Below are 23,420 nucleotides of genomic sequence, written 5' to 3'. Positions count from 1 at the left end.
AAAAGTTAATAACGACCACCATGCCTCTTGAGCGTACAAACTTCCGACATCACAAACAAGTAAAGCATGATTACTATCGGTCCAGTTGCTAGATTCCACCATTGATTACCGACAAATATAGTAGAGGCGGGCCAATTTAAATTGATCACACCAATGACGCACAACCACCCCGAAATTAGGCCGACAAGAAAAATAATAAAGCTCGGCAGAATCAAACCGCAGGCTAGCGTTGCTGAAAGACGCTCACTTCTGACCAATGAAAAAACCAACCACGGAATGGTCAACATCAATAGTTCTAAGGCAGCAACCATGGGATACCTCCTAACCCTTAAACACTAGCAGTGTAGTAAAACTAAATGATGATATTGTAAATAATGATACACTTCTTGAATTTGAGACAGGTGAGTACCAGGGAGCGATACCAATCGTCATTGAGTGAAAAATTAGCTCAAAGCGGCATTACCTTCTGTTTCCAAAACATCAGCGCCTGATTTTTCTCACTAAAATAACCGAATTTCGGAACTCAGAAGTAAACGGATACGGAGCAAATACTTAGATAACGTATCCCGAAAAGATAAATAATACTAATAAATTTTCAATATCTATATGTTTGTTATCTAATCATTTACCAATTAATATCTCATTATTTATTTTAATTAATAATATTTTCTCTCGCACTTTCCTTAATTAGACCCTTAAATACTATCAATATAGTAATTCTCACCACGCGTTAATTAAATAAAAGGTGTGAAAAATAAAAAGGTGTGAAGCCATGAATAAACCAACGTCACTACAACGCCAATCGATTGATGTTCAGTTCTTACAAGAGCTGATCGATCGCACCCATTTAGAACTGAAAATATCTTCGCTTAATGAACTGCGCTACCAGTCAATAGCTTTCGACGACAGTTCGATGACGAAATGGCTCAATCGCCATCATGTTTCCCGTTCTTTAAAACGAAATTTTCATATTAATGTTAAGCGTTTCAATGAACAGTCGGAGCTCGGTATATTTATAGGTGTTTACGATAGTCGCATCAGGAGATTACATCCACTGTTGCTGGAGCCGCGAACGGAAGATTCAGCCCACGAAAATACCGATAGATTAATGTCTATGGTCACTTACATCGCCTTGTATTTTCTCTCGACATATCCTGATAGCCATGGCGTGTACATCATCAATCCGCCCAATACATTCCGATCAAAATATGGTCTGTATGGATACAAACTATTAGATTATGGGTATGGGCAGGATGAGCCAGCGATGTTCGGCACATTTGATAGCCTTTACGAACGTCAACAAGACGTGCTGTTCGAGATGCTACTTGACCATGAGCTGGACTTATTGGCTTCTAGCCAGGCGCATTGCCCAGCGCCGCAAACAGATAAACCAAAGCTACGTTCGACAACACGGACAGACTTAACCTTTGGCCCGCTCAGCAAAGCTAACTCATCATAAAAAGGTAAATACCGGGGACAAACTATGTATGTTAATCAACTCAATAGCTCAACAAGAGACTGCGTTCATTAATAGCTCTTGTGTGACAACGGATAAATAATTCTTATTTATAGGTCGAATGAAAGAAGCCCTCCTATGGTTTTATCTGGAATCCAATGTAAGGTGGCAAAATGGAAGCAAAAATAAACAGAGAAGTACTTGAGACCGTGTCCTTTCTTCAGCAAGTCATGGACAAAGCCCAAATGGGTGTGTTGGTGACGGCTCTCGACAACCATGATTATGAAGATATCGTCAATCACGAACCCTGTGATTTGAATTGGTTAGGCTATCATCCGATGATGTGTTCAACCACAAGTACACTTCATATGGGACTGAAAGTTATCAATAACGAGGATTTCCAAGGTGCGGTGATTGGAATATATGATGGCCTTGCAGAGCAGTTTCATGTGATTTTACTCGAGCAGTTGGCCCTCAGTGTCCATGAGCAACAACTCCAACACCGATTGGTCTCTATAGTCTCCATTGCCTCCGTCTACTTTATGTCACTCTATCCCAACCATTCTGGTGTGCATATTGTCGAGCCATTTGAAAATTTGATTCCACATTATGAAATGTTTGGTTTTTATAAAACTGATGCTGATGCCAGTACCATGTACGCCACATTTGAAGAGTTGTTTGAATGTCAGCAAGATTTGTTCTTCAGCACATCTGTGCAAACTGCCTGCTAGCGGAGACGCAAAGATGATGAAGTATACTCGAAAGAAAAGCATGAAGGTAAAAGCCAAACGACCGTCGAAACACCAAGTCAGGCAAGTCCTTCTCCAAACAGCCTGTGTATTACTGCAAGATGAGCGTTACAAAGTGCCGATAGAAGAAAGCGAAGCATTTGAGCGCTAAGCGGTTGTTAAAACCAAAAACATCAAACATTTCACTAAAGGAGGAACAGAGATGGAAAAACTCTGTCACCATTACCAAAAAATGGGCTGATGACGATAGTTTGTCTCGTATATCAGCCCGCTTCAAATGCTATAAAAGCGCCTTACTTATTTAATTATGTGGGTCATATTGAGAGACAGTACAAAAGCCTCCTTGAACACCATCAGTATAAATTGTTGCCATTCCTTTACCCTGCGCCCTCATAGCAAGAGCAACAGATATCATTGTTTTGTTCTAGCATCCAACCACTAGGGTTAACGCCATTGCAGTCTGTTGGCACTTTGCGTTCGTCAACTCTAATCAACAATCCATCTCGAGTACTAGTTATGTCATAAACTTCACCAGAAACGTAAGTCTTAAACGCTGTTGCTGAAAACACAATTGACGGAAAAAGACACAGCACAAGCAGAAAATATTTCTTCAAAATAAGAACTTCCTTTGATTGAATAGAAAAAGAGCAAGATCTTACCCAATGAATCAGTTTTCATCAATCAAATGAATGTATTTAAATGAGAAGACTAGCAAATAACTTGCATTCAATATCACTATAGACTTCTTACAGTATTCCTTTTCCGACACCAATAGCAGGCATCTGCTCAATGTTTATGCGATAGATGCGGATTAGGGAGCTTAAGCCGAATACAAATCTCGTATTCCGATACTTTACGCTATGTTTTCAGCAAAGTAGGGGGACGAGTAAAACAATGAATAAGGTGTAGAGCAAGGGTAGCACTAATTTCAGCGACAACGCCAAATAGAGTAGATACCATTGCCATTGTTGAGACCGAAGAAAAGATAGCGTCTTTGGAGAAAAGAAAACTGCTAATGCCAACTATAAGTTAAGGAATAAAGGCAGTGAAAAAACGTCAAAGTAAGTCTGCACCCACAGCATAGAGATAACATACAGAACTGTACCTACACCTCAACTTCATGCCGTTTATAACCCCAACTATGTTCGGATCTATCCGATGCTGGTTATTTCTTTTTTTATTTGTCTATTGATAGGCGTTACCAATTGAGAAGTGGAGTAAACCAAATCTTTTCTTATTATTTTCTAACTGGCTTTCTCAGTTAAAAGCAAAACGGACTTATTAATTTGATAAATTATCAGAGAAACTTGAACTGTGTTACGTATATTCGGTTTTACAAGACATTTTACTACGATGGCAAATGATTTTATCTTTGGTAAGCCAAACTTTTGTCTAGTAATATATTGAGTTATGCTAGCTACACAATTAAAGAAATTACGAGATTTACATGTCAAATCCAGCATCACTAGTTTGGTCCGCGATCACTTCTATCTATGGTGTTTATTCAGATAAAGTATCAAATGAACGACATTACAAGGCGTTGGTGCCAGCAATTCATACAGCAATTGAAAGAGGTGCAAGATACAATGATGATTATATTCAGGCAGCTATCGAATCATTAAAGACCTTACCACCATATGGAGCAAGAAGAACTAATTTTTATAGAGCCTACTTAAGAGATATTGACGGGCTATCCCGCTTACCCAAAAACCCAAACTCTCTTTCTACTGCGTACTGGTGGTAGTCAATGCTAAACAAGGCAATATTTTTTATACTTCTAGTGATAACAAGTTTCTCATATATGGGCTTTTTTGAACAAGCTACTGCGAACTGGTACCAGATCACTAGTGCTATTATTATGTTTTACTTTATGTACCTAGGTACTTTTAAGAAAAGAGTCTCCCGCACTCTTGTTTATGTTGTGTTGATTAATACGTTAATCGCAGGCTTGCTTGGTGTCTATGATGAACTCAATGATGGCTATATTCACCTAGTCAGTGAGACGGAGTTAGTAGGTTATCTTAGCTTTGTTTCTGCGTACTATTATTTTTCTATTAAACTGATTCTAGAATCGAAAGAGTAGGTTGCTTTATTCTGAAGGAAGGTGATTTTCGTTCATTTTTCAGCCAGAATTGCACTCAAAGAGGGCGTGGTACCGTTAAAATGCCCAAATATTTATGAGCATCATCGAGCAGATTTATACCGTTACCTTAATGAAAAGGTAGTCAAGAGGCACTGTTTTCCCCTATAGCCGCCATCAGAAAAAGACCATTTTTTTCCTTAAACAACTACTTCTTAGGGTTATTTGCGTGACGGTGTAACCAAAAATGCGAAAATATTAAAAATGAAATCTAATGCATGCAACCAGGTACCCGTATTAAACTAACAAAGCCAAGTACACCGACGTTTTATAATCCGCCGGTGTAGCACGTCCTTAATCGAATTATTATAATGCGGGCCAAACTCACTAAAACAAGTCAGCAATTCCTTTTATGCTTCGTATGGTATTTTCCGTTTGTGATAAGTTTTCATAGAATGATTGCTGCTTATCCAGAGTATTTAATCGTTTATTTAATTGATCTTTCCGGCTGTTAGGTAAATCATTGTTAGAAAGCTCTTCAACTATCTTGTTCTTCTCAACCTGAATTTTATGCAGTGCGAGTTCATTCTCGTATTTGCTTACCTTGTATTCTGCTTGGTCTAACTTATATCTCGCAGATTTAAGGTTCGCCTCATAGTTTTTTCTATCACTATCACTGAGGCTTTGACCATCAAGCAATGCAACATAATGGTTGATGTTACTTTCATACGAGCGTTGTTCTGATTGCGCACTTGCTAAATTATGATATGGCGTATATCCCGATAAAAATTCGAGCGAAAGTTCCGCAGGGCATACATTATTATAGCTTTGGTTGGACTTACCAAGTGATACACCATTTTCATAAGTGCAAAATGATTTAAGCCCTTCACTTCGACCTTCGCTATAGAGCTTAACATCCACTTGCACCTGATACTCTGAACAGTCTTTATTATATTCGGCAGCATGACTATTTTTGCCTTTCTGACCATCAGATAGGCCAACCTGATACCAATCCCCAAGCAAACATTCTTCTTCACTAATAGATGAACAGCCTGATACAGATCCTAGTAAAATGGCATAAAGTGGGACAATGCAATATTTGCGCATAAAATTAAATTCCATATTGATTTTTTAGATTAGATCGAATTTTGAAGACAACACATAAAATGTTCACTTTGCTTGTAAAATGAGCAAAAAAATTTATTTTATGAATCAATGTTAACTCATTGAAAAAACGAAATAAACTTATAAGTTCAAAGAGGATGAATGCTTAAAATTGCGCTACACCCATTGAGCAGCAAAATAGGCAGTTAAATTATTCAAACAATGTGCAAAAGTTGATCGACAGTGTTGGGATAGTTCAGTAGGTCGTTCGCGATTCCTTCGAATTTGTTGGTGAGTGCGTGTTGCTCGCGCAGTATAAGCAACAACATCAGACAAACCAATTCAATAGGCATTGCGGTGACCATCTATGAGCGAGCTCTCGCAGACCACCATTAACGTTATGCCCTAAGAAGAGCAAGTAATTGAACAGACAAAAAGCGAACCAAGCGAGAAAGAAGAAGCCCCGTAGACTCCGAGAACTTGCGGCGGCCATCTGATTTACGGCTTGCAAGCGATGTGAATTTGCTAAAAGATGCGCAGTACCACATGAACCAGCGATACTGCATTAGCGTAGACCTATACTTTGAGACGGTTATGTGGTCGAGTTTGGTTGTAAAATTAACTTTGTACTTTGCTTCACTCAGAGCGTAGAACATGCATTTTTAAACATTATTTACTTCTAGTTAGGGTTGGCTTGAATAACCTTTCATATGAATACAAGGATAAACAACTGGTTTTTATAGACTATTGCTCGATAAAAGGTTTCGGATATCCTGTCCGTTTCTTCTGCCCCGCCCAACATCCGCATGGTGTGAGCATGATTCTAATTAACTGATTTTTAAGTGTTTTGATATGAATAACTAGAAGGTTTATAGTATGGCTATTTGTAAATTTAACTTAGACAACTTCGAATACAATATTGAAAGCAACATGGCTGCAATGAGCCTGCCTTTACCAAAAACAGTTTTTGGCTCAGTAACAACGGTCAGTGCTGCTCTTGCAGCAATAGAAACAGCATTATCAGTAAAAGCATATGATGTTCCTCTTTCTGTTGTTTCTGCTGGAAGAGCAAGTAAACAATTGGCAGGCATTGGTGCTGCTTTTTGGGCTGGTGCCATAATTGGTTCCGCTGTTATGGCTTCAAAGAGAGCAACATCATGTAACAGGTTAGAGTTTAAGGAGGCTTTTCGAACTTTAGGCCTTCCTTCGTGGGCTGCTGACGCTGCACTAACTAGTCATGATGGTCATAAACTTTTGCGTAAGAATTAATATGATTTCATTTATTAAAGACAAGATAAAGCTAATACTGTTCTCTCTACTTTGTACGTTGGTCGCGTGGTGTTTCTGGTATTTTTTTGATATGGCTGGCTTTTATGTGATTGGGGTTATTCTTATTGCTTCTTACACAAGAAGAATATGGAATAAGTTCTATCGTAGCTAAATAGCAGCGCCGATGCCGGCACACAGCCAGCCAGAGCCTTTGGAGTTAGGGGCAGGGGATTCGGGTTCTTGAGGTATTTCCGAGGTGCTTGATATGTCTTCGGGTGGTACTTCTTCAGGCTCAACCACCTGGTTAAGTTCCTCGAGTGGCCTACACTACTGGTCTTGATGCTAGCAGATGCTCTTTGCGGCGACGAGCGAGTAAGGTGATGGTGATAGGCGTTGGAATGTACTTAATAGGCTGCCATTGAGTTGCACGTTTCTTTAGGTACTTGCGTGCCTTTTGTTTCGCTTCAAGACGTTCTTTAAGCATCCCTAAATCAGCAAAATATTTATCGGTGATCTTCTTAATCGACGCTAAGCCGCGCCATTTCTCGAGGTTATCTTTGCCTGTATAACGCTCACGAGGCTGAACTGAGGTGATCCATCCTTTACGAATCGCATAACCTTTGCACTGTTTAACACGCCATTCAGGCATGTTGAGTTCTTTGCCAATGTAACCCCAAGTTCTAAAAATAAAGCCGTGTTGCGTATCAACGCCAATTTTGCCTGTAGTCAGGCACATTTCATTGACAAGAACATACATAAAGCGAGCAACATCGTTTACCATGCTTTGCTGAGTGGCACGGCCGTTCTCTGTGAGAAAAGCGGCTGATATAGCAGATATGCTTGGGTTAGATGTAGATTTAACTTTGCTAGCAATCATCGCTGAACGTTCTAAAAACGATCGTGCAATCGAAGCATTGAGACGTTTGGAAGACAATCAAAAAATAGCTTGATTGAAGAGACAAAAAGTAAAGGTAACTGATTGAATTAACGTATAAAGTTGCCTTTCTTTTTTGCCTCCTTTAGTGCGCATTATGCAGACTTATGTTCAATAGCATTCATATCATATCTATCAATAGATTAATAAACTCTTTCGCTTTTGAGAGAGTAAATCATGAAGTATCACGAAATGACCAAGAACTACATTTTTCGTGAATTTGAATGCGGCTTATCCATTGAAGAAACAGCACATCTTTGTTTTAAAAGTGTGAGAACCGTCAAAGGGTGGGACTCTGGCAATTCCATTCCTAAAGAATGCAAAAGGCTTATGAGAATATACAAAAGGTCAGAGCTATCACATTCAGAGGAGTGGCAAGGCTTTAGGATGAATAAAAACTCCTTGGAGCTTCCAACTGGACAACTCGTTACACCACAACAAATTCTAGCAGGTATAGGGTTGCTTGAGATTAACTCTGAACTGGAAATCTTAACATCTACCCAACTGCTGAAATTGGCGAGGGCATTAAGTAAACTAAAAAAACTATAGTCAAATAATTGCCTATACTAATTAGTAACTTATGAAAAAGAAGCGAGATGGAAATTGATTATATTAGAGTTAGTACTTTTGGTCGTCCCTGCTATGGTTCTAGTTGCCTTCAAAAAAGGGATAAGTCAAAAAAATCATTCAATCATGATCAGTTTTTACAAGCTTTCTTTTCTAATAGTCGCTCTGGAAATATCGTACTCATGGATGGTCAACGTTGAATTAATCACTCCGTATTTAAATCTAGGATACTCATTAATAATCGGTGGCTCTATCTTGAATACGATCTTCAGCACAATCATCATCTTTTGCTACGTCTCTACCTATACGTACCTCGAAATAGACCCCCGTAAATAGTTTGATAGAAGTAAGACTTTCACCCCGTATTACTATACGGGGTAGACTCGCTGACGCTCAGACACTGGCGCGCTAACGCTTGCGGAACGATGGAGTGGGGCCAGAGATAGAGCAGGGAGGAACAATTAAACAGATGGCGCACCTAGCTCCGCGCTTCTCCTCCTCAGTCTTCGTCGTCGTCGCTTAGTCGCTGGTGCTGTTTATCATTCAATCATTTTCGACACTCAAATGATTGTGTGCGGAAAATTCAGCGGGTTGCAGTGGCATTGCGCGCCACTGGTGTTGTTAGTCTCTGCAAGGCTGATTCTAGCAAGGGGAAGGGGGGATTTTGTGGTTTCAGTTAGGGGAGCTGCGCTGCGCTTGTTATCGCCAAGTTGAGGGAGCCAACCCCATAACCTTTATCGTGTTGGCTTATCCCTGCGGGGCTAGAGCGTCACCAGTGACAGGGGCTATTTTCGTAACAATGAGGCCAAACGACCAGAAACAAGATTACGGAGTGTAGCTATGGTCAAATCCCTATCTTCACACATACGCTGTGCCGCCTCTTTGACGTCGCACTCCTTATCCTCAGGAACCCAAATAGTTATTTTCTTGAGCCCACTATCACGCTGACGTTGTTCATACTGAGAATTTCTACTCATAACAACACCTCTTACTGATTATCTTTCAAACGAGACTTTACCAGTCTGGCCGACTCGCCAAAAAGCCACATAACACCATCATAGAAAAGCAATGCAGCCGTTACGCCAGCAAAGCTATACAGGAAGAACGATTCAATAATGAACTCAATTTCTGCTTGAGTAAAAGTAATGGTTTCCATAGGTAATCCTTAAAACAGTTTGATTTCAGGTGAACGAGAATCAGAGCCGCGCTCTAGCGACTCTCGCTGCACTGGCTTGCAAAAGACGTTTAAATTAAGAGATTGCTTAGTGAGCTTGAGTAAACAGTCACCGTAATGCACATACTTGATATCGTTGGCCGCTAGAAAAGCATCATTGAGGTGATACGTTCCCAGCGGGGTAACCGCTTCAAGTGTGACAAAGAAGTCAAAGCCATTGTCACTATGTTTGGTTGTGTGGCCCGTGTAATAAAGAGATTGAATGTCGTAAATACCTAACATGTTTCTAAGGACCTCTAGACGAGCATCTGGATTAATGGGACTAACGTTAACCGGATAGCTATCCCCACCATCAGATAAAGAAGAATCCCCTTGAGCACTCGCTTGACTAGGCTGACTAGTTTGCGAGGCATTGGGATCCGAAGATGGAGCCGCTTGCGCTTGCGTATCTTCCTCAGAATAACGATTAACCAAATCGGATAGACCATAGACTAAATACCCCAGACCAAAAATGATAAGAAAGCAGACCGCGATAAATTTGGGACTGCGAAAAAGCGGGTTAGATTGCCCCGTTGATTGGGCCGTTCCTGTCGTTGTGGACTTATACAGAAGGAAGGCATCAAGCGGGATTTTTTGAGTGGTAAGGTTAGGATGAGAGCCTTTAGGAATAGACGGCGTAGTGACCGTCTTGTCATGTCGAAAGATGTAGGGCTTGCGCTTGGCCCAGAAGTAACCATCACGGCCTTTATGGAAAAAACACTCCTCAGCACAGGCCTTAATGCCTGAATCAATCTGCTTCCAATCCGGTGACAGAAGTTCAATATCCCAGTTGTAGTGACGATGACGCATGAACCCCTCATTGAACGTAAACGGATAGATGATTCGTCCGCCCTGGTCATACTCTGCATGACCGCAATCGTCGATATCACAAGGGTCTAACTCTTCCATGTTGACAGGCACATATCGAGAGTTAAAAAAGTCTTCGTAACCGTCGGGAAGGTTCGGCAGGAACTCTTGAAGGGGTCTGTAACGGATCTTTTTGATGTCAAAGCCAACCTTGGGGGAAAAGATATCCTGACACTCATCAATGACGATTAAAGCCCCAAGAGGGGCCCAACAAAAGAAGTACTGCCACAGCTCTAAGCCGCGCTCGTTCTTACTCGATATACGAATCAATTTTGCAGTTGAAGGGAATTTGATATCAAGGCGCTGCTCCATGATATCAAGCGGGGCCATACCCTGAATATTAGTGACAACAACCCGTCCCGCTTTAAGAGCCTTTAAAACCGTAAAGTAAGCCACATAAGATGATTTGTAGGCGCCATTTGCGCCCGTTCTGATACGTACGGCCATGGGGTTACATCCTCGTTATTTTGATCACAAAGCCCGTCGCAATGAAATTCAAATAGATGCTAATAGCTTGAGGGACTTTGAAAAGAAACGCGTAGAAACGAACCTCACTAGGTAAGGCGTTAAAGGTATCAATGATTAACTGAGTAACTCCAATTTCATTCAGAAGATACTCAGCCGTGCGGTAGGTAAGCTCTAGATACTTGATCAAGATGACAAGGCGAATCTTGACGTACCAAGCATTGAGATAGATAAAGATTTGTTCAAACCAGCTAGGAGCAGCATGAAAAAAATCGACCACCGTCTGACCTGCATCACCCAGACTCTGGAGAAGACTTAGAATAGTTTCCATATCAATTACCTAATTGTCGAAGGCCAACAATGACGGCCATAAATAAAAGGGCGTTGGCTATCCAGTAAGAGATATCCACCAAGGCAGGAAGAACGCTAGAAACACCCGTAAACGTTACCCCATTAGCTAAACGAAAATTCAAAGCATGATTAACGAATTTACCATCGTTCAATTTGGACTCATCGAAGCCAATCAAACTCTGAAATTGTTTAATCTTCTCGTCATACGCCTTCTCAAGGTCCTCGACTTCCTTCTCTATCGCCTCAATTTTGGATTCGTCATAGAGAGGATTTTCACTAAAATCGACCCTACCAATTGGGTCGCGTTGCTCGAAGCCATCATCAGAAAGCGCATCTTTAATGTCTTTGAGGTCATTGGACAAACCATCAATAGAGGATTTAATTTCCTGACCCGTTAAGGAGGCGTTAACTCCGTTGTTAATCAATGTGTTGCTGATACCATCTAACTTCATTTCAACGCCGGAGGGCTGAGGGATACAATCTGGAGGGGGCAAGCCCAAAGGAGGCACAGGAGTACAATCCGGCTCCTCTTCGGGCTTTGTGTTTTCGATAAGCTGGTCAAGCTTATTACTGATTTGATTAAGAGCATTGGCGGATTGGTCAGCATCATCAGCCATGTTATGAACATTGAGCGAGATGCTATTCATCTTACCTTCAATAGAATTGGTTTTGTCCTTTATGGTGCCAAGTGAGGCATCCATATCAGAGAAATTCTCTGAACGGACTTGCTCCAACTTATCAAGCAATCTTCTTGTGTAATTGGCCCCAATAATACCAGAGCGAACAGAGAGGATTTGAGTCCTTTTCAAACCAATAGCAGGCTTATCTGCAACATTAAAACTTCCCTCCTCAGCGAAATTAATCGCATCGTGCAAACTTCTAATGTCGGCAGGATAATCACAAACACCGCCACCACAATCGGTATTGTCACCATCACCGTTATCATCTGGCGTGCAGTTTCCCGTATCGTCACAACTACCGTCCGTGTCGTCCTCACCCGTACAACTTTCGCCTGTCGTTGTGTAATAAGCAGTACAGTAACTGTCATTACATACCCATGTATTCTGACCGTTAAAGCCCTCAACAGCCTTGCAACCGTCAACACAGGCAGAATTAACCTTGGATGTACCAGCAGGAAACTTTAAAGAAGGTGTATCACCAATAGGACAACTTGAAGCATAAGATGACGCAGAGATAAGCAAGGCAGTCATAAGGGAAAGGAGAACGAGAAGTGTGTTAATTGCGCTACGCATAGAAGGACCCAGAAGAAAAACGCCCCCAAACTAGGAGGCGTTAACACCAGTGTAAAAGCCATAGAGAAACGCTGAAAAGACCGATATAGCCAGAACAATCGTTACAACGTCCGATACTAGGCTAACCATAAGAGCACCTTATTTCATGCTACCAGTGATACGGCCAAGGCCAAAGGCAAGCGCAGAGAGAGTAATAAGGCCAATGACAACTAAGGTATAATTTGCCTTGCCCGCTTCGACAGCCGCTGAAATAGCAGTACCGATAGCATCATCAGCAAAAGCAGAACTTGATATAAAAGCAGCAGAACCTAGTGCGATTTTTGAACCATGTTTTTTAGCCATATTTAGGTATTTCATAATCATATTTCCGTTGTTAGTGAGTTATTTAGGGCTATTTGCGCCCCAGAGTTTTTACGATCCTTCCCAGTACATGACCTGAGACAAACGAGAGCAATAGATACCCTGAAACAAGCTGGTAAAGGTCAGAATCGATAGTGAGTGACCCTGAGAAAGACTGTGTAAGTTGGTTAACTTCCTCAGAGGTCAAAATCATGTAATCGCACACGCTAGGCGATGTGACCAAATAGCCGCTTTGCTCGATTACACACTTAGCCATGCGTTAAGCCTTACCAGTAACAGGCTTGATATCGACAACAATATTTCGTGCCGGATTCTGAGGGTCAGCATCAAGATGAAGCTCACACATCATAGGGAATTGCGCTTCAAGTTCTTTGAAGGCCGCAACCAGAGACGGGTTAGGGTTCATTGCAATTTGCTTTTGAACCAAACCGACAGGCTTACATTCGCCTTTCTCTGATTTCCAGCCCTCGTTAGAGGCGAGGTAATTCACCTGAGCAAAGTTGTAAGGACGGTCATCCTTTTTGGATAGACCTTGAGAGTGTTCACAACCGATGACAACAACTGTTAATGGCATAATATTTCTCCAGTTTCTTCTAGGTGGAAGTCCCGACCGACTGGAAAGTTAATGCGGTCGGGGATATCTGTTAATTCGAGTCCCTTGGTGAGAGTCTCGATGATGTGTTTATCGTCGTCGTACAGTTGGCGCATGGCATTGACCAGCTTTCCATACTGAACGCGAGCGTGTTTGACCGCATTATCAAATGAGGTCATGAATTGAATCTTGGTGGTTGAGATGCGGATAGGCTCCACATCGTCCAACAAAGTAGCAAGGGCAGGGTAAGCACCTGCGAAATAAGGGTCGGGGTTAATCAATATATCAAGAGGAATTACCCTGTAACGATTTCCTATCTGAACCTCAAAGCGGTTCCAGTTTGGATACTCTTCACACTTCAGTTGAGCCGCCTTATCGTAAGCGCGGAAAATCTTTCCGTTCTCACGAGCACCAACATAGAAGGTATGACCCGCGTCAGGGACCAAACCGCATTTTTTGCGGTCTTCCTTACTCATGCCTTTTCCACCCCAGAACTCACCCCAGCTAGGCGGAGTACCGCGAGTGATAAATTCACCATCAATGTACTTTTGCTTAATATCATCAATAGTGACATTGCCTTGAAGATCATCCAGAGCGAGGTCAACACGAGTGAGTTTTGCACCCATCATTTGATTCAAAGCCTTGTGAAGGGCCTCCATGTTAATGGCCTCACAACCTTTACCAGAAAAGGACACGTAATAACCAAAGTTGGCCGCACCCCAAGCAACTAAACCCGCCTGAGAGCCGTTACAAAGAAGCTTTGCAGAATAGCGATATCCTGAAAAACCACCTCGACGCTCAAGGGTCCAGACGTTGGTTTTTTCGTAGCTAATCTCATCCTCAAGCAGCTCAAGGAAAGACTCAATTTCACCATGACAAAGCGTATCGAGCATATCGATACCAATGTTTGAGATAAGGTGCTGGTAACACTCATTGAATGACACATCCGTATTCACAACCAAGTCCGCGTCACGCAATTCCTTGTCAATGGCAGCAAAGTACAAATCACGGTTAGCAAAATCTTGAGAATCAAAATCACCCAACTCATTAGCCAAGTTTTCCGCAAAGTGCATGATTTTAGTCTGTTCACGGTGCTTAATAGCCACCGCATTCTGAGACTGAAACTCATTGATTTGCTCAAGACAAAAACGTTGCTTTGCCATTTCCTTGCAGCGTTCTAAGAGCAGCGGGGAGCCTGAAAAGCTCACATAATCGATAACCGTTCTATTCATCGTGAAACACTCGCTCAAAAGCACCATTGGCACGCAGTTCAGGTTCGTTTTCGTGAGTAATTTCAATCAGTTCTCGGTCTGATTCACACGCATACAGATACATTTCGTGTTTGGTTTTGAAGTACTCAGGAATACCATCAATCGAACACCAGAAGCCGTCAGCATGGTGCTCGAAGTACACAGGCGATTTGCGTAGAGGTTTAGATGCAAAGGGCATGAATTACGCTCCTAACTTAGCGTTAACAGCATGAATAAGGCGGCGAGTCATTTCACAGTCAGCCAGAGCGCGGTGAGCGGTCAGGTCAGACGTATCAATGCCTTGTTGCAAGCACGCATTGACGAGCTTTTGCCAGCGGTAGTTGTCGTGATAGTCGTTCCAGTCACCGAAGTATTCGGCGTACCAGAGCATGGCGCATTGGCCAGACAAGAAGTGAGGAAGGTTTTGTGTCGGATAATCAAAATCAGACAAAGATTGCTCAATAAGACGGTAGTCATAATCGAAGTTGTAAATCAGAACATTATTTTCGAAAAGATGGGATTTAATGTCATTCCAAACCACATCAAACGTGCGTTTAGTGGCAACGTCTTCATTCGTAATACCATGAATGGCTTGCGCCTCAGCAGGAATTGGAGACAGCGGATTAACCAACTCATTAAACAGCACGTCACCAGTGACCGCGCAAATACCTGAGATTTCAACAATACGAGCGTTAGAATCCAGACCCGTGGTCTCAGTGTCCAAGATGATCGCGTTTGATAAGTTTAGAGTTTTCAATTTGAGCCCCTTGGTGAGGATTACGATTTTTCGTAAGTCTAATTACGATAATTCGTAACCGCAAGATACGAAAATTCGTAACCAATGAGCTAGAATCCAGTTAAAGGAGGAATTGCTATGTACCAAAGTCAGTTATTAGATGCCTATAAAAAGGCTCAAAACTACCTACAAGACAAACAAATAGCGCATGACCTAAACGTGAAGGCCTCTAGAATCAGTGAAATGCGTAAAGGCCGCCGCTATATATCTGATGCAGAAGCAGTTTTTCTAGCTGAAAACGCAGGAATTGACCCTGAGCTAGCATTATTGGGTTGCCACGCTGATCGCAACGATAACCCAGACATCAAAGCGATGTGGGAAAGCATCGCAAAAAAGTTTAACGGGCACGGTTTACAAGGAATATCAATAGCTTGCATGGGATTGGCTATGTGGATTGGCAGCCCTACAGAAGCGTTATCTAAGTGCGCATTATGTACGTTATGTTAAATGCAAAACTACAAATAGAAAGCACTCTTGCACAAGTGCTTTCTTCGACTCTCTATTGGCTTAGTCATTAAACATAATGCTATTTACCATAAAATACCTAATAAACATTTAGTTTAATCAAAGATTAACCTAACTTTTATTAGTTAAGATTCAGCCACCGGCAAGTTTGACTGTATGGCCTTTCTTTTCAAGATGCGCCTTGATCTTATCTCTGGCATCACCTTGGATTTCAATGTTGCCATCTTTGACGGAACCGCCACATCCACAAACTTTCTTTAACTCAGCGGCTAATAGTTTAAGTGGTGCGTCATCCAGATCCAGTCCCGAGACAATACACACACCTTTACCTTTGCGTCCTTTCGTTTGACGCTGGATACGAACGATCCCGTCGCCTTTCGGTCGCTGGACTTTTTCTTCTTCAGGTTTGATGCGACCAACTTCTGTCGAATAAACAAGACTCATGAATAACTACTTCTTCTGTTCGGCTTTTTGTTTGGCCAGCAAGTATGCCTCTATATGCTTCTGGATCGCAAGCTTTCCGCCTTTAATTAGCTTTCCATTGAAGAAACAGTACCAAGAGTTAGGATCGCCAGTATCATTTTTTATGGTGTAACCGTGAAAGTTCTCTTGAGATGGATTGTTTTCTGCCTGCTTTTTATTTCCCAGCGAGCCAAACTCCTTGGGGTCTATTATTGTGGCAGTATCACAAAACCAATCAATACTCTTTTTTACTGCTGGCATGCTTCCAGATAAAACATGGTTTTTTATCTGTACTTGCCATACATCGGTAGAACTTCCAGCAGTCTTGAGGGTGAAACCTCGATATGTCGCAGCAGCCATAGTCATATTTATTTAGTAATGAGTTAAATTAATAATAATTGTATATCGCCCTTAATCAAGTATATTGGACAAGGATAATATTGTTATAGTGCGCTTAAATGAGAAAAAACATTAGGACAATCACAGATTTAGATACAAAAAATCGATTCATTCAACAGCTTACTCAAGCCGTAAACGTTGACAATATGAACTCACTCACAGATGGTCAGTATGCAGATAACTCACTGTTAGCATTAACAAAAGATTGGAATCTCTTTACCAGCTATTGCCACAAGAAATCGGTCACTGCTCTACCCGCTTCAGCGACCGCAGTCCGATTGTTTATAGAAAGAGAGTCTATACAAAGAAAGTATTCAACATTAAGGCGTTACATTGTAACAATATCTCTTATCCATAGAATATTGGCAATGAAAGACCCTACAAGCCACTCTAGTGTACAGCAATCATTATCTAAGTTACGAATTGACAAATCTGGTGATGCTCGCTCTGCTGTTCCCTTTGAAAGAAAGCATCTTGAGCAGCTGACACAGAAACTCGACAACAAATCCTCGATTAGAGTGGTACGTGATATAGCGATTTATCATCTCATGTTCGAGTGTATGCTAAAACGTTCCGAGTTAAAGAAATTGACCCGAAATGACCTTAAGCTAGATATGGCTGAGTGTACTGTTTTTGTGGCTGATTCTCATTATGTGCTTTCCGATCATGCTTACCAGTATTTAACCAGATGGCTGAGACACCTCCCACGACAAAACACGTATTTGTTCAGCGCGATTGATAAGCACAATAATATTAGTCTTGAGCCATTGAATGATTCGTCTATTTATAGAATTCTAAGAGCTGCAAGTGACAAACTTAAACTGAATGTGAAGTTTTCAGGACAATCATTGAGAGTTGGCGCGGTGAAAGAAATGTCCCGTAAAGGGGTGAAAACTATCGATATACAACATTATGGTCGATGGTTAAGTCCTGCGATGCCCTATCAGTACTTAGGAAGCAAGGTCACCGCAGAAGCAGAGATGATGATATTTAAACGTTTTAAACCCTGGGCTTAAAGCGAGCTTTTTACGCAATCAGCCAAGAATTCTGAGAACTTTAAGCCATGATTCTCAACCATTTTCGGAAACATTGAAATAGGTGTCATTCCAGGGAAGGTATTGATCTCATTTAAGTAAACGTCCCCTTCAGGAGTCAGGAAAAAGTCGATACGTGACAAGTGACGAAGTTTCATTTGTTTGAACACTTTTTCAGCCGCTTGTTGTATAACGATAAGTTGGTCCTTGGTTAAATCAGTTGCTTCCACGTCTGTTGTTGAATGGCTATCTGCACTGTATTTTTCCTCATACGAGTAAAATGAATCTTCAGGTGCTTTTATTTCACCTGGTGGCGTAACATGCAGTACACCTTGATATTCATATGCTGCGACTTCTAGTTCACGAGGCTTGACCGCTTTTTCAACCAACACTTGATCTGAATAACCAAAGGCATCGTCTATCGCTTGACTAAGTTGCTCTTTTTGCGTCACTTTGTAACAACCAACAGATGACCCCTGCCTTGCCGCTTTGACAAATACACTTCCCCATTCTTCGAATGCCGCTATGCTCTGATCATACGCTTGTTGGTTGTTTTCAGACAAAAAGATGTATGGCGTATTAGGTATATTGAGCGCATCATACCAAAGCTTTGACGTAATTTTATTGAAGCTGTTTGTGCTCGCTTCAGAACCGCAGCCCAGATAAGGAATGCCAGATAATTCAAGCATCGACTGGATATCCCCCGTTTCTCCCGGAAAACCGTGAATACAAGGCACCACAAAGTCGAGATTGGTTGCTTCCATTTCTGAGTTGAGTGTTCCGGCATTGGTATCCAAGTACACTAATTGGTCACCGTGATACCAACCTTCGGGTTTCATTTCCACTCGAATAACCTCAAATTCTGGGGTAAGTTCAAGTTGAGACTGAACGAAATCTGCTGATACGAGTGACACTTCATGCTCAGCAGCACCGCCACCACAAAGAAGTAAAATTGTTGTAATCGCCATTAAAGATCTTTCCGTGAAATAACAGAGGGATTGGTAAAGCAATCATAATCAAATCTCGGCTCGGATTCATCGTTTTAACCGAATTATGACTGTTTGACGGTTTGATTGGTCGTTAAATATGCATTAAAAAAGGGGCTAATGCCCCTTTTGAGTAGAATTAGTTAAGTTTGTTTAATGATGGGAACTCAGAGTTTTTAATCGCATCGATACTTTTAACAAAAGGTTTCATATCCTGTAGCTCACTAGGAAGCTTCGAAATCGCTTTTTTCGCATCAGCTCGAGTGGCGTAGTCTCCATAGAGAACAGTATACCACTTAGTGCCATTTACGACTTTATAGTTCTCCCAAACAGGTTCACCGTCACGCGGTAATTTGCGCGCAAATTGGTCAACCTTAGTTTGACTTCCCACAGCAACCACTTGGATTGTGAAGCCATAACGTGGGTTCGACGCTTTCTGTTTAGCGGTGGGTGGAATAATCGCCACTGCTGGCTTGGCATTCGTGTGAGATTGCATCTTAGTCATTTGCTTCTCAGCCATCGGCCTAACCGTCTTAACCGCTTCTTCCGTGACGCCGTTGGTAACGCCTTGCTCCGAAACAATCGGCTTTTCTATTGCCGCTGTTTTGTAATCTTCACGATAACTTTCAGACGATACGTCGGTGACGTAATCACTCGATACACAAGCTGAAAGCACCACTGATAAGCCAACTATTGCGATTTTTTTCATGAATTCTTCAAATGCCTTTTGTAGAAATTACTGTAAATCATGCCGTTAGATAGCGAGAGAATCAAGCCAACATTTTAATTATATATAAATACACTGTGACCCATGACACAAAGTCGAAGTCATGGCAGGTGATCTGATTAAAACAACACCTAATTATCTCTGAATTCGTTCAAGTGCTTGGTTAATATTAGTCTGAACGCTGAATATCGGAGTTTAAAAATGAACAGTCTGAGCCACTTATTTAAACCAACGTCAGTCGCTGTTGTTGGCGCTTCGATCAGAACGATGCAAGCCGGTAATATCGTGATGAAAAACCTTCTTCAAGGGGGATTTGAAGGCGCAATTATGCCAGTTACGCCTCGCTATAGTTCGGTATGCGGTGTGCTCGCCTACAAGACTATCGAATCACTGCCAATTACACCCGATGTCGCTATTTTATGTACCAACGCCAGCAGAAATCTAGACCTATTCAGACAACTAGCGAAGAAAAAGGTCAAAGCCGTCATTGTTCTTTCTGCCGATATGCATCGGGAAACCAGCGAAGGCTATAGTATCCAAGACGCTTGTCTCGACATTGCACAAAAGTCCAACATACGAATATTGGGGCCAAACAGCCTTGGAATCATGTTACCGTGGGTAAATTTCAACGCCTCATTCTCCCCAATCACGGCACAAAAAGGCAAAATTGCTTTTATTTCCCAGTCAGCGGCTATGTGTACCACCATCCTCGATTGGGCGAACGACAAAAATATTGGTTTTTCAGCCTTTATATCAATTGGAAATGCACATGATATAGATTTTGCAGATTTACTTGATCACTTAAGTAGGGACTCTCACACTGAAGCCATATTGCTTTACGTAGATACCATCAAAGAGGCAAGACGATTTATGTCGGCGGCGAGGGCGGCCTCTCGTAATCGTCGCATTCTCGTTTTGAAAGGTGGAAAAACGTCAGCGGGTAGACGGGCGGCTCAAGCTCATACGGGCGGAGATAACACTCTCGATATTATTTATGATTCCGCCATTCGCCGCACTGGGATGCTACGAGTAAACAACTCGCATGAACTCTTTGCCGCTGTAGAAACACTCACGCATTCGGTTCCACTTCGTGGCGAACGACTTGCCATCATCACCAACGGCGGTGGCCCGGCCATCATGGCGGTGGATACCTTATTGACTCGTGGCGGTAAACTTGCGGTTCTTCCAGATGACGTCATTGATAAAATAAGTCACATCTTGCCTTCTAGTTGGAGCTACAACAACCCCATTGATCTAGTGGGTGATGCAGGGCATCAGCGCTACATAGATACACTTAACATTTTAATGGATAGTGATTGTGCTGATGCCATTCTGATTATGTACAGCCCCTCCGCCATCGCCCACTCTGAACAAACGGCGCTCGCGATCGTCGAGGCAATCAAAGCCCACCCCAGACACAAACACTTCAACATATTGACTAACTGGTCTGGTGAAATGACAGCCAGACCCGCGCGACACATATTTACTCATGCAGGCATACCGACGTATAGAACTCCGGAAAGCGCTGTTGTCGCTTTCATGCATCTAGTGGAATACCGAAGAAACCAAAAGCAATTGATGGAAACACCAACGACAGCTGAACCCGTTCACGTTGGAGAATTGAAGGAAGCCAAGAAATGGATTGACAGCAAGCTACTGGATATAAATACAGTATCATTGGATACCCATCAAATTGGTCATTTTCTTAAATGTTTTAATTTTAATGTCTTACCAACTTGGATCGCTTCAGATGCCAGTGAGGCCGTTCATGTTGCCGAACAGATAGGGTATCCGGTTGCGGTTAAACTTCGCTCTCCCGATATTGTGCACAAGTCAGACGTACAGGGTGTCATGCTTAACTTACGCAATAGTCAGGAAGTCGCTAGTGCTGCGCAGGCAATACTTGATAGAACCAAATTTTCTTATCCTTCTGCACACGTACACGGCCTCTTGGTTCAAGGCATGGCAAAACTTGCCGGTGGTGAAGAGATCCGCATAAAAGTAAAAACGGATGAAATCTTTGGCCCTGTTATATTGGTCGGCCAAGGAGGCTCAGAATGGGATGAGTCAATCGATGCCGCTGCCGCTCTTCCCCCACTTAATATGACGCTCGCTCGCTATTTGATCGTTAGAGCAATTAAGAGTGGTAAAATACGTCCTCAAAAACTGCCGATGCCGATGGATATTAATGGGCTATCTGAACTATTAGTAAGGATTTCTCAGATGATTGTGGATTGCCCTCAGGTTCATGAGCTGGATATTCATCCAGTACTCGCGATTGGGGATAGTTTTACGATTCTCGACGCAGATTTGGTGCTTAAGACATATCAAGGAGATGCTCAGAAACGCTTAGCAATTCGCCCTTACCCCGTTGAATATGAGCAAAAAATAAAGTTAAGAGATGGTGATTCTATTTTATTACGCCCTATTCTTCCCGAAGATGAGCCTGGCCATGCAGACTTTATAAATAATGTATCGAAAGAAGATCTATATAAGCGCTTCTTTAGTGATGTCGGAGAGTTTAATCATGAGGCGTTGGCTAACCTGACACAAATTGATTACGACCGTGAAATGGCGTTTGTCGCGGTGGCTAATTATGATTCAAACCCCACTATTATCGGTGTATCGCGCGCCTTGATCAATTCAGAAAATACGGATGCTGAATTCGCTATATTGATTCGCTCTGATTTGAAAGGGAAAGGATTAGGTAAGATTTTGATGGATAAAATCATAGAATATTGTCGCCAGAAAGGAACCAAGCAAATATCTGGGATGACAATGCCCACCAACAGGGGAATGTTAATGCTCGCACAGAAGCTCGGCTTTAAGCTGGATGTCAATTTTGAAGATGGCATCGCCGATATGGTGTTACCACTTGGTTAGACGGGCGGATCGTGTTTGATCCACCCGAACAAACTCGATCACTCTTTTAGTGTCCAGTTTTTCTTGAGGTACTTAATGCACCAAGATTTGGCTTCGCCCATCTGGTTTCTTTTCCAAGCCATAATGATGTCCATCTCAAAAGTTTCACTGTCTGAGATTTTGGCTAGTGTTCCTTTATCAATAAGAGGCTGCGCCACGGATAATGGCATGGTGCCTATACCTAAACCGGATTGCAACGCATCAATTTTTGCAGACAAGTTACTAACTGTTAGTCTAGGTTGTTTTTGCAATATGTTGACACTGATAGCAGGTTGCTCTCTTGCGGTATCCGAAATCGCAATAACGCGATATTTAGCTCTAGCTTCTTCGTTAAATGGGCCATTTCGTTGGTGGACATAGTGGTTGGGGGCAGCAACCCAGATCATTTTCAAGGCCCCGATCGTCTCGGACTTTACGTCTAATGGTAAGGTGTCAGGTTTAGCACAAACTAGCAGATCTGCCCTGCCCTCATCGAGTGATTCCCAACAACCCGCTAGGATCTCTTCTTGCAATCGAATACGTGTGGAGCTCACATTCCCAAGGGCATCTACCAGAGAGAAAAAATTCTGAATAGACACAATACCATCATAAGCAAGTGTCATATCGAGTTCCCAACCGTTAGCAAGAACACTGGCATCGTTAACTAGTTTTTCGGTCGCAGACAAGATCACTCGCCCTCTTTCAAGAATAAGCTTCCCTGCTTGTGTAAAACTGGCTTTGTGACCTGAACGGTCAAAGATCATGATATCTAAATCCTGTTCAAGCTTTTGAATCTGATAGCTTAACGATGAAGGTGCACGATCAAGTTCATTAGCCGCTGCCGCGAAGCTTCCTCTGCGATCAATCGCATCTAGGATATGCATCGCTTCTAGTGTTATTGGACTTTGCAATATTATTATTCCTATTAATAAACACCATAAATAAAGTGATTTATATCACATTACAACCAGATAAATGGAACCTTTACAATTGTTAACTTACTGTTCATCTATCTGTATTTTAACGATTTTTTTATAATTAGAATGAAAATCGGTATAAAATCAAACAAACATCAATAATACGAACGATAGTAATTATCATTTAGATCCTATAGAGTGCTTGCCGTTCAAGCATAAGCCC

The 23,420-nt window shown here is 42.0% G+C and carries 30 protein-coding genes; 10 read left to right on the top strand and 20 right to left on the bottom strand.

Annotated elements, in window-relative coordinates:
- Positions 1 to 5: 5 nt before the first annotated feature.
- Positions 6 to 311 (bottom strand): hypothetical protein, encoded by a 306-nt coding sequence (locus TW84_RS17920; protein WP_045976980.1) that lies wholly within the window; start codon positions 309 to 311, stop codon positions 6 to 8.
- Positions 312 to 772: 461 nt separating this feature from the next.
- On the opposite strand from TW84_RS17920, the gene TW84_RS17915 reads away from it, so the two are divergent.
- From TW84_RS17915 to TW84_RS24455, 3 genes are all read left to right on the top strand, one after another.
- The gene (locus TW84_RS17915; protein ID WP_071209565.1) at positions 773 to 1,459 is read left to right on the top strand and encodes a hypothetical protein; all 687 of its coding nucleotides are present in this window, start codon (positions 773 to 775) and stop codon (positions 1,457 to 1,459) included.
- Between the two features lie 170 nt (positions 1,460 to 1,629).
- Positions 1,630 to 2,187, top strand: a complete 558-nt coding sequence (locus TW84_RS17910; RefSeq protein ID WP_045976979.1) for a hypothetical protein — start codon at positions 1,630 to 1,632, stop codon at positions 2,185 to 2,187.
- 13 nt (positions 2,188 to 2,200) lie between these two features.
- Entirely contained in the window at positions 2,201 to 2,356 is a 156-nt protein-coding gene (locus TW84_RS24455) for a hypothetical protein (protein ID WP_157634060.1), read from the top strand.
- 226 nt (positions 2,357 to 2,582) lie between these two features.
- Here the strand turns inward: TW84_RS24455 and TW84_RS17905 are convergent, their stop codons facing one another.
- A complete protein-coding gene (locus tag TW84_RS17905) occupies positions 2,583 to 2,819 on the bottom strand; it encodes a hypothetical protein (protein ID WP_045976978.1) in 237 nt (78 codons plus the stop codon).
- An 833-nt stretch (positions 2,820 to 3,652) separates the two neighbouring features.
- Between TW84_RS17905 and TW84_RS17900 the strand changes: the two genes are divergently transcribed.
- Positions 3,653 to 3,949 (top strand): hypothetical protein, encoded by a 297-nt coding sequence (locus TW84_RS17900; RefSeq protein WP_045976977.1) that lies wholly within the window; start codon positions 3,653 to 3,655, stop codon positions 3,947 to 3,949.
- Between the two features lie 57 nt (positions 3,950 to 4,006).
- Positions 4,007 to 4,288, top strand: a complete 282-nt coding sequence (locus tag TW84_RS17895; protein ID WP_045976976.1) for a hypothetical protein — start codon at positions 4,007 to 4,009, stop codon at positions 4,286 to 4,288.
- A 384-nt stretch (positions 4,289 to 4,672) separates the two neighbouring features.
- Here TW84_RS17895 and TW84_RS23775 read toward each other — a convergent pair whose 3' ends face one another.
- Positions 4,673 to 5,407, bottom strand: a complete 735-nt coding sequence (locus tag TW84_RS23775) for a DUF2799 domain-containing protein (RefSeq protein ID WP_084720259.1) — start codon at positions 5,405 to 5,407, stop codon at positions 4,673 to 4,675.
- A gap of 858 nt (positions 5,408 to 6,265) precedes the next feature.
- Here TW84_RS23775 and TW84_RS17885 point away from each other — a divergent pair.
- Positions 6,266 to 6,658, top strand: a complete 393-nt coding sequence (locus TW84_RS17885; RefSeq protein WP_045976975.1) for a hypothetical protein — start codon at positions 6,266 to 6,268, stop codon at positions 6,656 to 6,658.
- 322 nt (positions 6,659 to 6,980) lie between these two features.
- Here TW84_RS17885 and TW84_RS17880 read toward each other — a convergent pair whose 3' ends face one another.
- On the bottom strand, positions 6,981 to 7,592 hold the full coding sequence (locus TW84_RS17880; protein ID WP_240478195.1) for a hypothetical protein: 612 nt from the start codon (positions 7,590 to 7,592) through the stop codon (positions 6,981 to 6,983).
- A 177-nt stretch (positions 7,593 to 7,769) separates the two neighbouring features.
- Between TW84_RS17880 and TW84_RS17875 the strand changes: the two genes are divergently transcribed.
- The gene (locus TW84_RS17875) at positions 7,770 to 8,141 is read left to right on the top strand and encodes a phage protein (protein WP_045976974.1); all 372 of its coding nucleotides are present in this window, start codon (positions 7,770 to 7,772) and stop codon (positions 8,139 to 8,141) included.
- Between the two features lie 803 nt (positions 8,142 to 8,944).
- Here TW84_RS17875 and TW84_RS17870 read toward each other — a convergent pair.
- The 11 genes from TW84_RS17870 to TW84_RS17830 all read right to left on the bottom strand — a co-directional run bounded on the left by TW84_RS17870 (position 8,945) and on the right by TW84_RS17830 (position 15,267).
- Positions 8,945 to 9,136 carry a hypothetical protein gene (locus TW84_RS17870; protein WP_045976973.1) on the bottom strand — a complete coding sequence of 64 codons (192 nt, stop codon included), beginning with the start codon at positions 9,134 to 9,136 and terminating at the stop codon, positions 8,945 to 8,947.
- A gap of 11 nt (positions 9,137 to 9,147) precedes the next feature.
- A complete protein-coding gene (locus TW84_RS24920) occupies positions 9,148 to 9,315 on the bottom strand; it encodes a hypothetical protein (protein ID WP_167336333.1) in 168 nt (55 codons plus the stop codon).
- Between the two features lie 9 nt (positions 9,316 to 9,324).
- Positions 9,325 to 10,686 (bottom strand): zonular occludens toxin domain-containing protein, encoded by a 1,362-nt coding sequence (locus TW84_RS17865; RefSeq protein WP_045976972.1) that lies wholly within the window; start codon positions 10,684 to 10,686, stop codon positions 9,325 to 9,327.
- Between the two features lie 4 nt (positions 10,687 to 10,690).
- Positions 10,691 to 11,035, bottom strand: a complete 345-nt coding sequence (locus TW84_RS17860) for a DUF2523 family protein (protein ID WP_045976971.1) — start codon at positions 11,033 to 11,035, stop codon at positions 10,691 to 10,693.
- Between the two features lies 1 nt (position 11,036).
- Complete coding sequence (locus TW84_RS17855) at positions 11,037 to 12,308, bottom strand: prefoldin domain-containing protein (RefSeq protein ID WP_045976970.1); 1,272 nt, start codon at positions 12,306 to 12,308, stop codon at positions 11,037 to 11,039.
- 138 nt (positions 12,309 to 12,446) lie between these two features.
- Entirely contained in the window at positions 12,447 to 12,665 is a 219-nt protein-coding gene (locus tag TW84_RS17850) for a hypothetical protein (protein ID WP_045976969.1), read from the bottom strand.
- Between the two features lie 34 nt (positions 12,666 to 12,699).
- Positions 12,700 to 12,924 carry a hypothetical protein gene (locus TW84_RS24170; protein WP_084720258.1) on the bottom strand — a complete coding sequence of 75 codons (225 nt, stop codon included), beginning with the start codon at positions 12,922 to 12,924 and terminating at the stop codon, positions 12,700 to 12,702.
- Positions 12,925 to 12,927: 3 nt separating this feature from the next.
- A complete protein-coding gene (locus tag TW84_RS17845; RefSeq protein ID WP_045976968.1) occupies positions 12,928 to 13,242 on the bottom strand; it encodes a hypothetical protein in 315 nt (104 codons plus the stop codon).
- Positions 13,233 to 14,492 carry a replication initiation factor domain-containing protein gene (locus tag TW84_RS17840; RefSeq protein ID WP_240478194.1) on the bottom strand — a complete coding sequence of 420 codons (1,260 nt, stop codon included), beginning with the start codon at positions 14,490 to 14,492 and terminating at the stop codon, positions 13,233 to 13,235. The genes TW84_RS17845 and TW84_RS17840 overlap by 10 nt, the downstream gene beginning before the upstream one ends.
- A complete protein-coding gene (locus TW84_RS17835; RefSeq protein ID WP_045976966.1) occupies positions 14,485 to 14,709 on the bottom strand; it encodes a hypothetical protein in 225 nt (74 codons plus the stop codon). Before TW84_RS17835 ends, TW84_RS17840 begins: the two co-directional genes overlap by 8 nt.
- 3 nt (positions 14,710 to 14,712) lie before the next feature.
- On the bottom strand, positions 14,713 to 15,267 hold the full coding sequence (locus TW84_RS17830) for a 3'-5' exonuclease (protein WP_045976965.1): 555 nt from the start codon (positions 15,265 to 15,267) through the stop codon (positions 14,713 to 14,715).
- Between the two features lie 117 nt (positions 15,268 to 15,384).
- Here TW84_RS17830 and TW84_RS17825 point away from each other — a divergent pair, with 117 nt between their 5' ends.
- Positions 15,385 to 15,753, top strand: a complete 369-nt coding sequence (locus tag TW84_RS17825; protein WP_045976964.1) for a DUF3693 domain-containing protein — start codon at positions 15,385 to 15,387, stop codon at positions 15,751 to 15,753.
- Between the two features lie 150 nt (positions 15,754 to 15,903).
- On the opposite strand, the gene yciH is transcribed toward TW84_RS17825, so the two are convergent.
- Positions 15,904 to 16,215, bottom strand: a complete 312-nt coding sequence (yciH, locus tag TW84_RS17820; protein WP_045976963.1) for a stress response translation initiation inhibitor YciH — start codon at positions 16,213 to 16,215, stop codon at positions 15,904 to 15,906.
- A gap of 6 nt (positions 16,216 to 16,221) precedes the next feature.
- Positions 16,222 to 16,593: a DUF3319 domain-containing protein gene (locus TW84_RS17815; RefSeq protein ID WP_045976962.1), complete on the bottom strand. Its 372-nt coding sequence runs from the start codon at positions 16,591 to 16,593 to the stop codon at positions 16,222 to 16,224.
- 98 nt (positions 16,594 to 16,691) lie between these two features.
- Between TW84_RS17815 and TW84_RS17810 the strand changes: the two genes are divergently transcribed.
- Positions 16,692 to 17,648: a tyrosine-type recombinase/integrase gene (locus TW84_RS17810; protein ID WP_045976961.1), complete on the top strand. Its 957-nt coding sequence runs from the start codon at positions 16,692 to 16,694 to the stop codon at positions 17,646 to 17,648.
- Here TW84_RS17810 and TW84_RS17805 read toward each other — a convergent pair.
- Positions 17,645 to 18,634 (bottom strand): D-alanine--D-alanine ligase, encoded by a 990-nt coding sequence (locus TW84_RS17805; RefSeq protein ID WP_045976960.1) that lies wholly within the window; start codon positions 18,632 to 18,634, stop codon positions 17,645 to 17,647. The genes TW84_RS17810 and TW84_RS17805 overlap by 4 nt on opposite strands.
- 157 nt (positions 18,635 to 18,791) lie before the next feature.
- Positions 18,792 to 19,361: an SPOR domain-containing protein gene (locus TW84_RS17800; RefSeq protein WP_045976959.1), complete on the bottom strand. Its 570-nt coding sequence runs from the start codon at positions 19,359 to 19,361 to the stop codon at positions 18,792 to 18,794.
- 219 nt (positions 19,362 to 19,580) lie between these two features.
- Between TW84_RS17800 and TW84_RS17795 the strand changes: the two genes are divergently transcribed.
- Entirely contained in the window at positions 19,581 to 22,262 is a 2,682-nt protein-coding gene (locus tag TW84_RS17795) for a bifunctional acetate--CoA ligase family protein/GNAT family N-acetyltransferase (protein ID WP_045976958.1), read from the top strand.
- Between the two features lie 38 nt (positions 22,263 to 22,300).
- On the opposite strand, the gene TW84_RS17790 is transcribed toward TW84_RS17795, so the two are convergent.
- On the bottom strand, positions 22,301 to 23,191 hold the full coding sequence (locus TW84_RS17790) for a LysR family transcriptional regulator (RefSeq protein WP_045976957.1): 891 nt from the start codon (positions 23,189 to 23,191) through the stop codon (positions 22,301 to 22,303).
- Positions 23,192 to 23,420: the final 229 nt, after the last annotated feature.

This window comes from Vibrio neptunius, from assembly GCF_000967495.1.
In the GTDB taxonomy this organism is placed as follows: Bacteria; Pseudomonadota; Gammaproteobacteria; order Enterobacterales; family Vibrionaceae; genus Vibrio; species Vibrio neptunius.
This window is presented reverse-complemented; position numbering and strand designations above follow the sequence as displayed.

Coding starts and splice junctions, on each gene's coding strand:
- TW84_RS17920 (WP_045976980.1), bottom strand. CDS start 311: ATGGTTGCTGCCTTAGAACTATTGATGTTGACCATTCCGTGGTTGGTT.
- TW84_RS17915 (WP_071209565.1), top strand. CDS start 773: ATGAATAAACCAACGTCACTACAACGCCAATCGATTGATGTTCAGTTC.
- TW84_RS17910 (WP_045976979.1), top strand. CDS start 1,630: ATGGAAGCAAAAATAAACAGAGAAGTACTTGAGACCGTGTCCTTTCTT.
- TW84_RS24455 (WP_157634060.1), top strand. CDS start 2,201: ATGATGAAGTATACTCGAAAGAAAAGCATGAAGGTAAAAGCCAAACGA.
- TW84_RS17900 (WP_045976977.1), top strand. CDS start 3,653: ATGTCAAATCCAGCATCACTAGTTTGGTCCGCGATCACTTCTATCTAT.
- TW84_RS17895 (WP_045976976.1), top strand. CDS start 4,007: ATGGGCTTTTTTGAACAAGCTACTGCGAACTGGTACCAGATCACTAGT.
- TW84_RS23775 (WP_084720259.1), bottom strand. CDS start 5,407: ATGGAATTTAATTTTATGCGCAAATATTGCATTGTCCCACTTTATGCC.
- TW84_RS17885 (WP_045976975.1), top strand. CDS start 6,266: ATGGCTATTTGTAAATTTAACTTAGACAACTTCGAATACAATATTGAA.
- TW84_RS17875 (WP_045976974.1), top strand. CDS start 7,770: ATGAAGTATCACGAAATGACCAAGAACTACATTTTTCGTGAATTTGAA.
- TW84_RS17870 (WP_045976973.1), bottom strand. CDS start 9,136: ATGAGTAGAAATTCTCAGTATGAACAACGTCAGCGTGATAGTGGGCTC.
- TW84_RS24920 (WP_167336333.1), bottom strand. CDS start 9,315: ATGGAAACCATTACTTTTACTCAAGCAGAAATTGAGTTCATTATTGAA.
- TW84_RS17865 (WP_045976972.1), bottom strand. CDS start 10,686: ATGGCCGTACGTATCAGAACGGGCGCAAATGGCGCCTACAAATCATCT.
- TW84_RS17860 (WP_045976971.1), bottom strand. CDS start 11,035: ATGGAAACTATTCTAAGTCTTCTCCAGAGTCTGGGTGATGCAGGTCAG.
- TW84_RS17855 (WP_045976970.1), bottom strand. CDS start 12,308: ATGCGTAGCGCAATTAACACACTTCTCGTTCTCCTTTCCCTTATGACT.
- TW84_RS17850 (WP_045976969.1), bottom strand. CDS start 12,665: ATGAAATACCTAAATATGGCTAAAAAACATGGTTCAAAAATCGCACTA.
- TW84_RS24170 (WP_084720258.1), bottom strand. CDS start 12,924: ATGGCTAAGTGTGTAATCGAGCAAAGCGGCTATTTGGTCACATCGCCT.
- TW84_RS17845 (WP_045976968.1), bottom strand. CDS start 13,242: ATGCCATTAACAGTTGTTGTCATCGGTTGTGAACACTCTCAAGGTCTA.
- TW84_RS17840 (WP_240478194.1), bottom strand. CDS start 14,492: ATGAATAGAACGGTTATCGATTATGTGAGCTTTTCAGGCTCCCCGCTG.
- TW84_RS17835 (WP_045976966.1), bottom strand. CDS start 14,709: ATGCCCTTTGCATCTAAACCTCTACGCAAATCGCCTGTGTACTTCGAG.
- TW84_RS17825 (WP_045976964.1), top strand. CDS start 15,385: ATGTACCAAAGTCAGTTATTAGATGCCTATAAAAAGGCTCAAAACTAC.
- yciH (WP_045976963.1), bottom strand. CDS start 16,215: ATGAGTCTTGTTTATTCGACAGAAGTTGGTCGCATCAAACCTGAAGAA.
- TW84_RS17815 (WP_045976962.1), bottom strand. CDS start 16,593: ATGGCTGCTGCGACATATCGAGGTTTCACCCTCAAGACTGCTGGAAGT.
- TW84_RS17810 (WP_045976961.1), top strand. CDS start 16,692: ATGAGAAAAAACATTAGGACAATCACAGATTTAGATACAAAAAATCGA.
- TW84_RS17805 (WP_045976960.1), bottom strand. CDS start 18,634: ATGGCGATTACAACAATTTTACTTCTTTGTGGTGGCGGTGCTGCTGAG.
- TW84_RS17800 (WP_045976959.1), bottom strand. CDS start 19,361: ATGAAAAAAATCGCAATAGTTGGCTTATCAGTGGTGCTTTCAGCTTGT.
- TW84_RS17795 (WP_045976958.1), top strand. CDS start 19,581: ATGAACAGTCTGAGCCACTTATTTAAACCAACGTCAGTCGCTGTTGTT.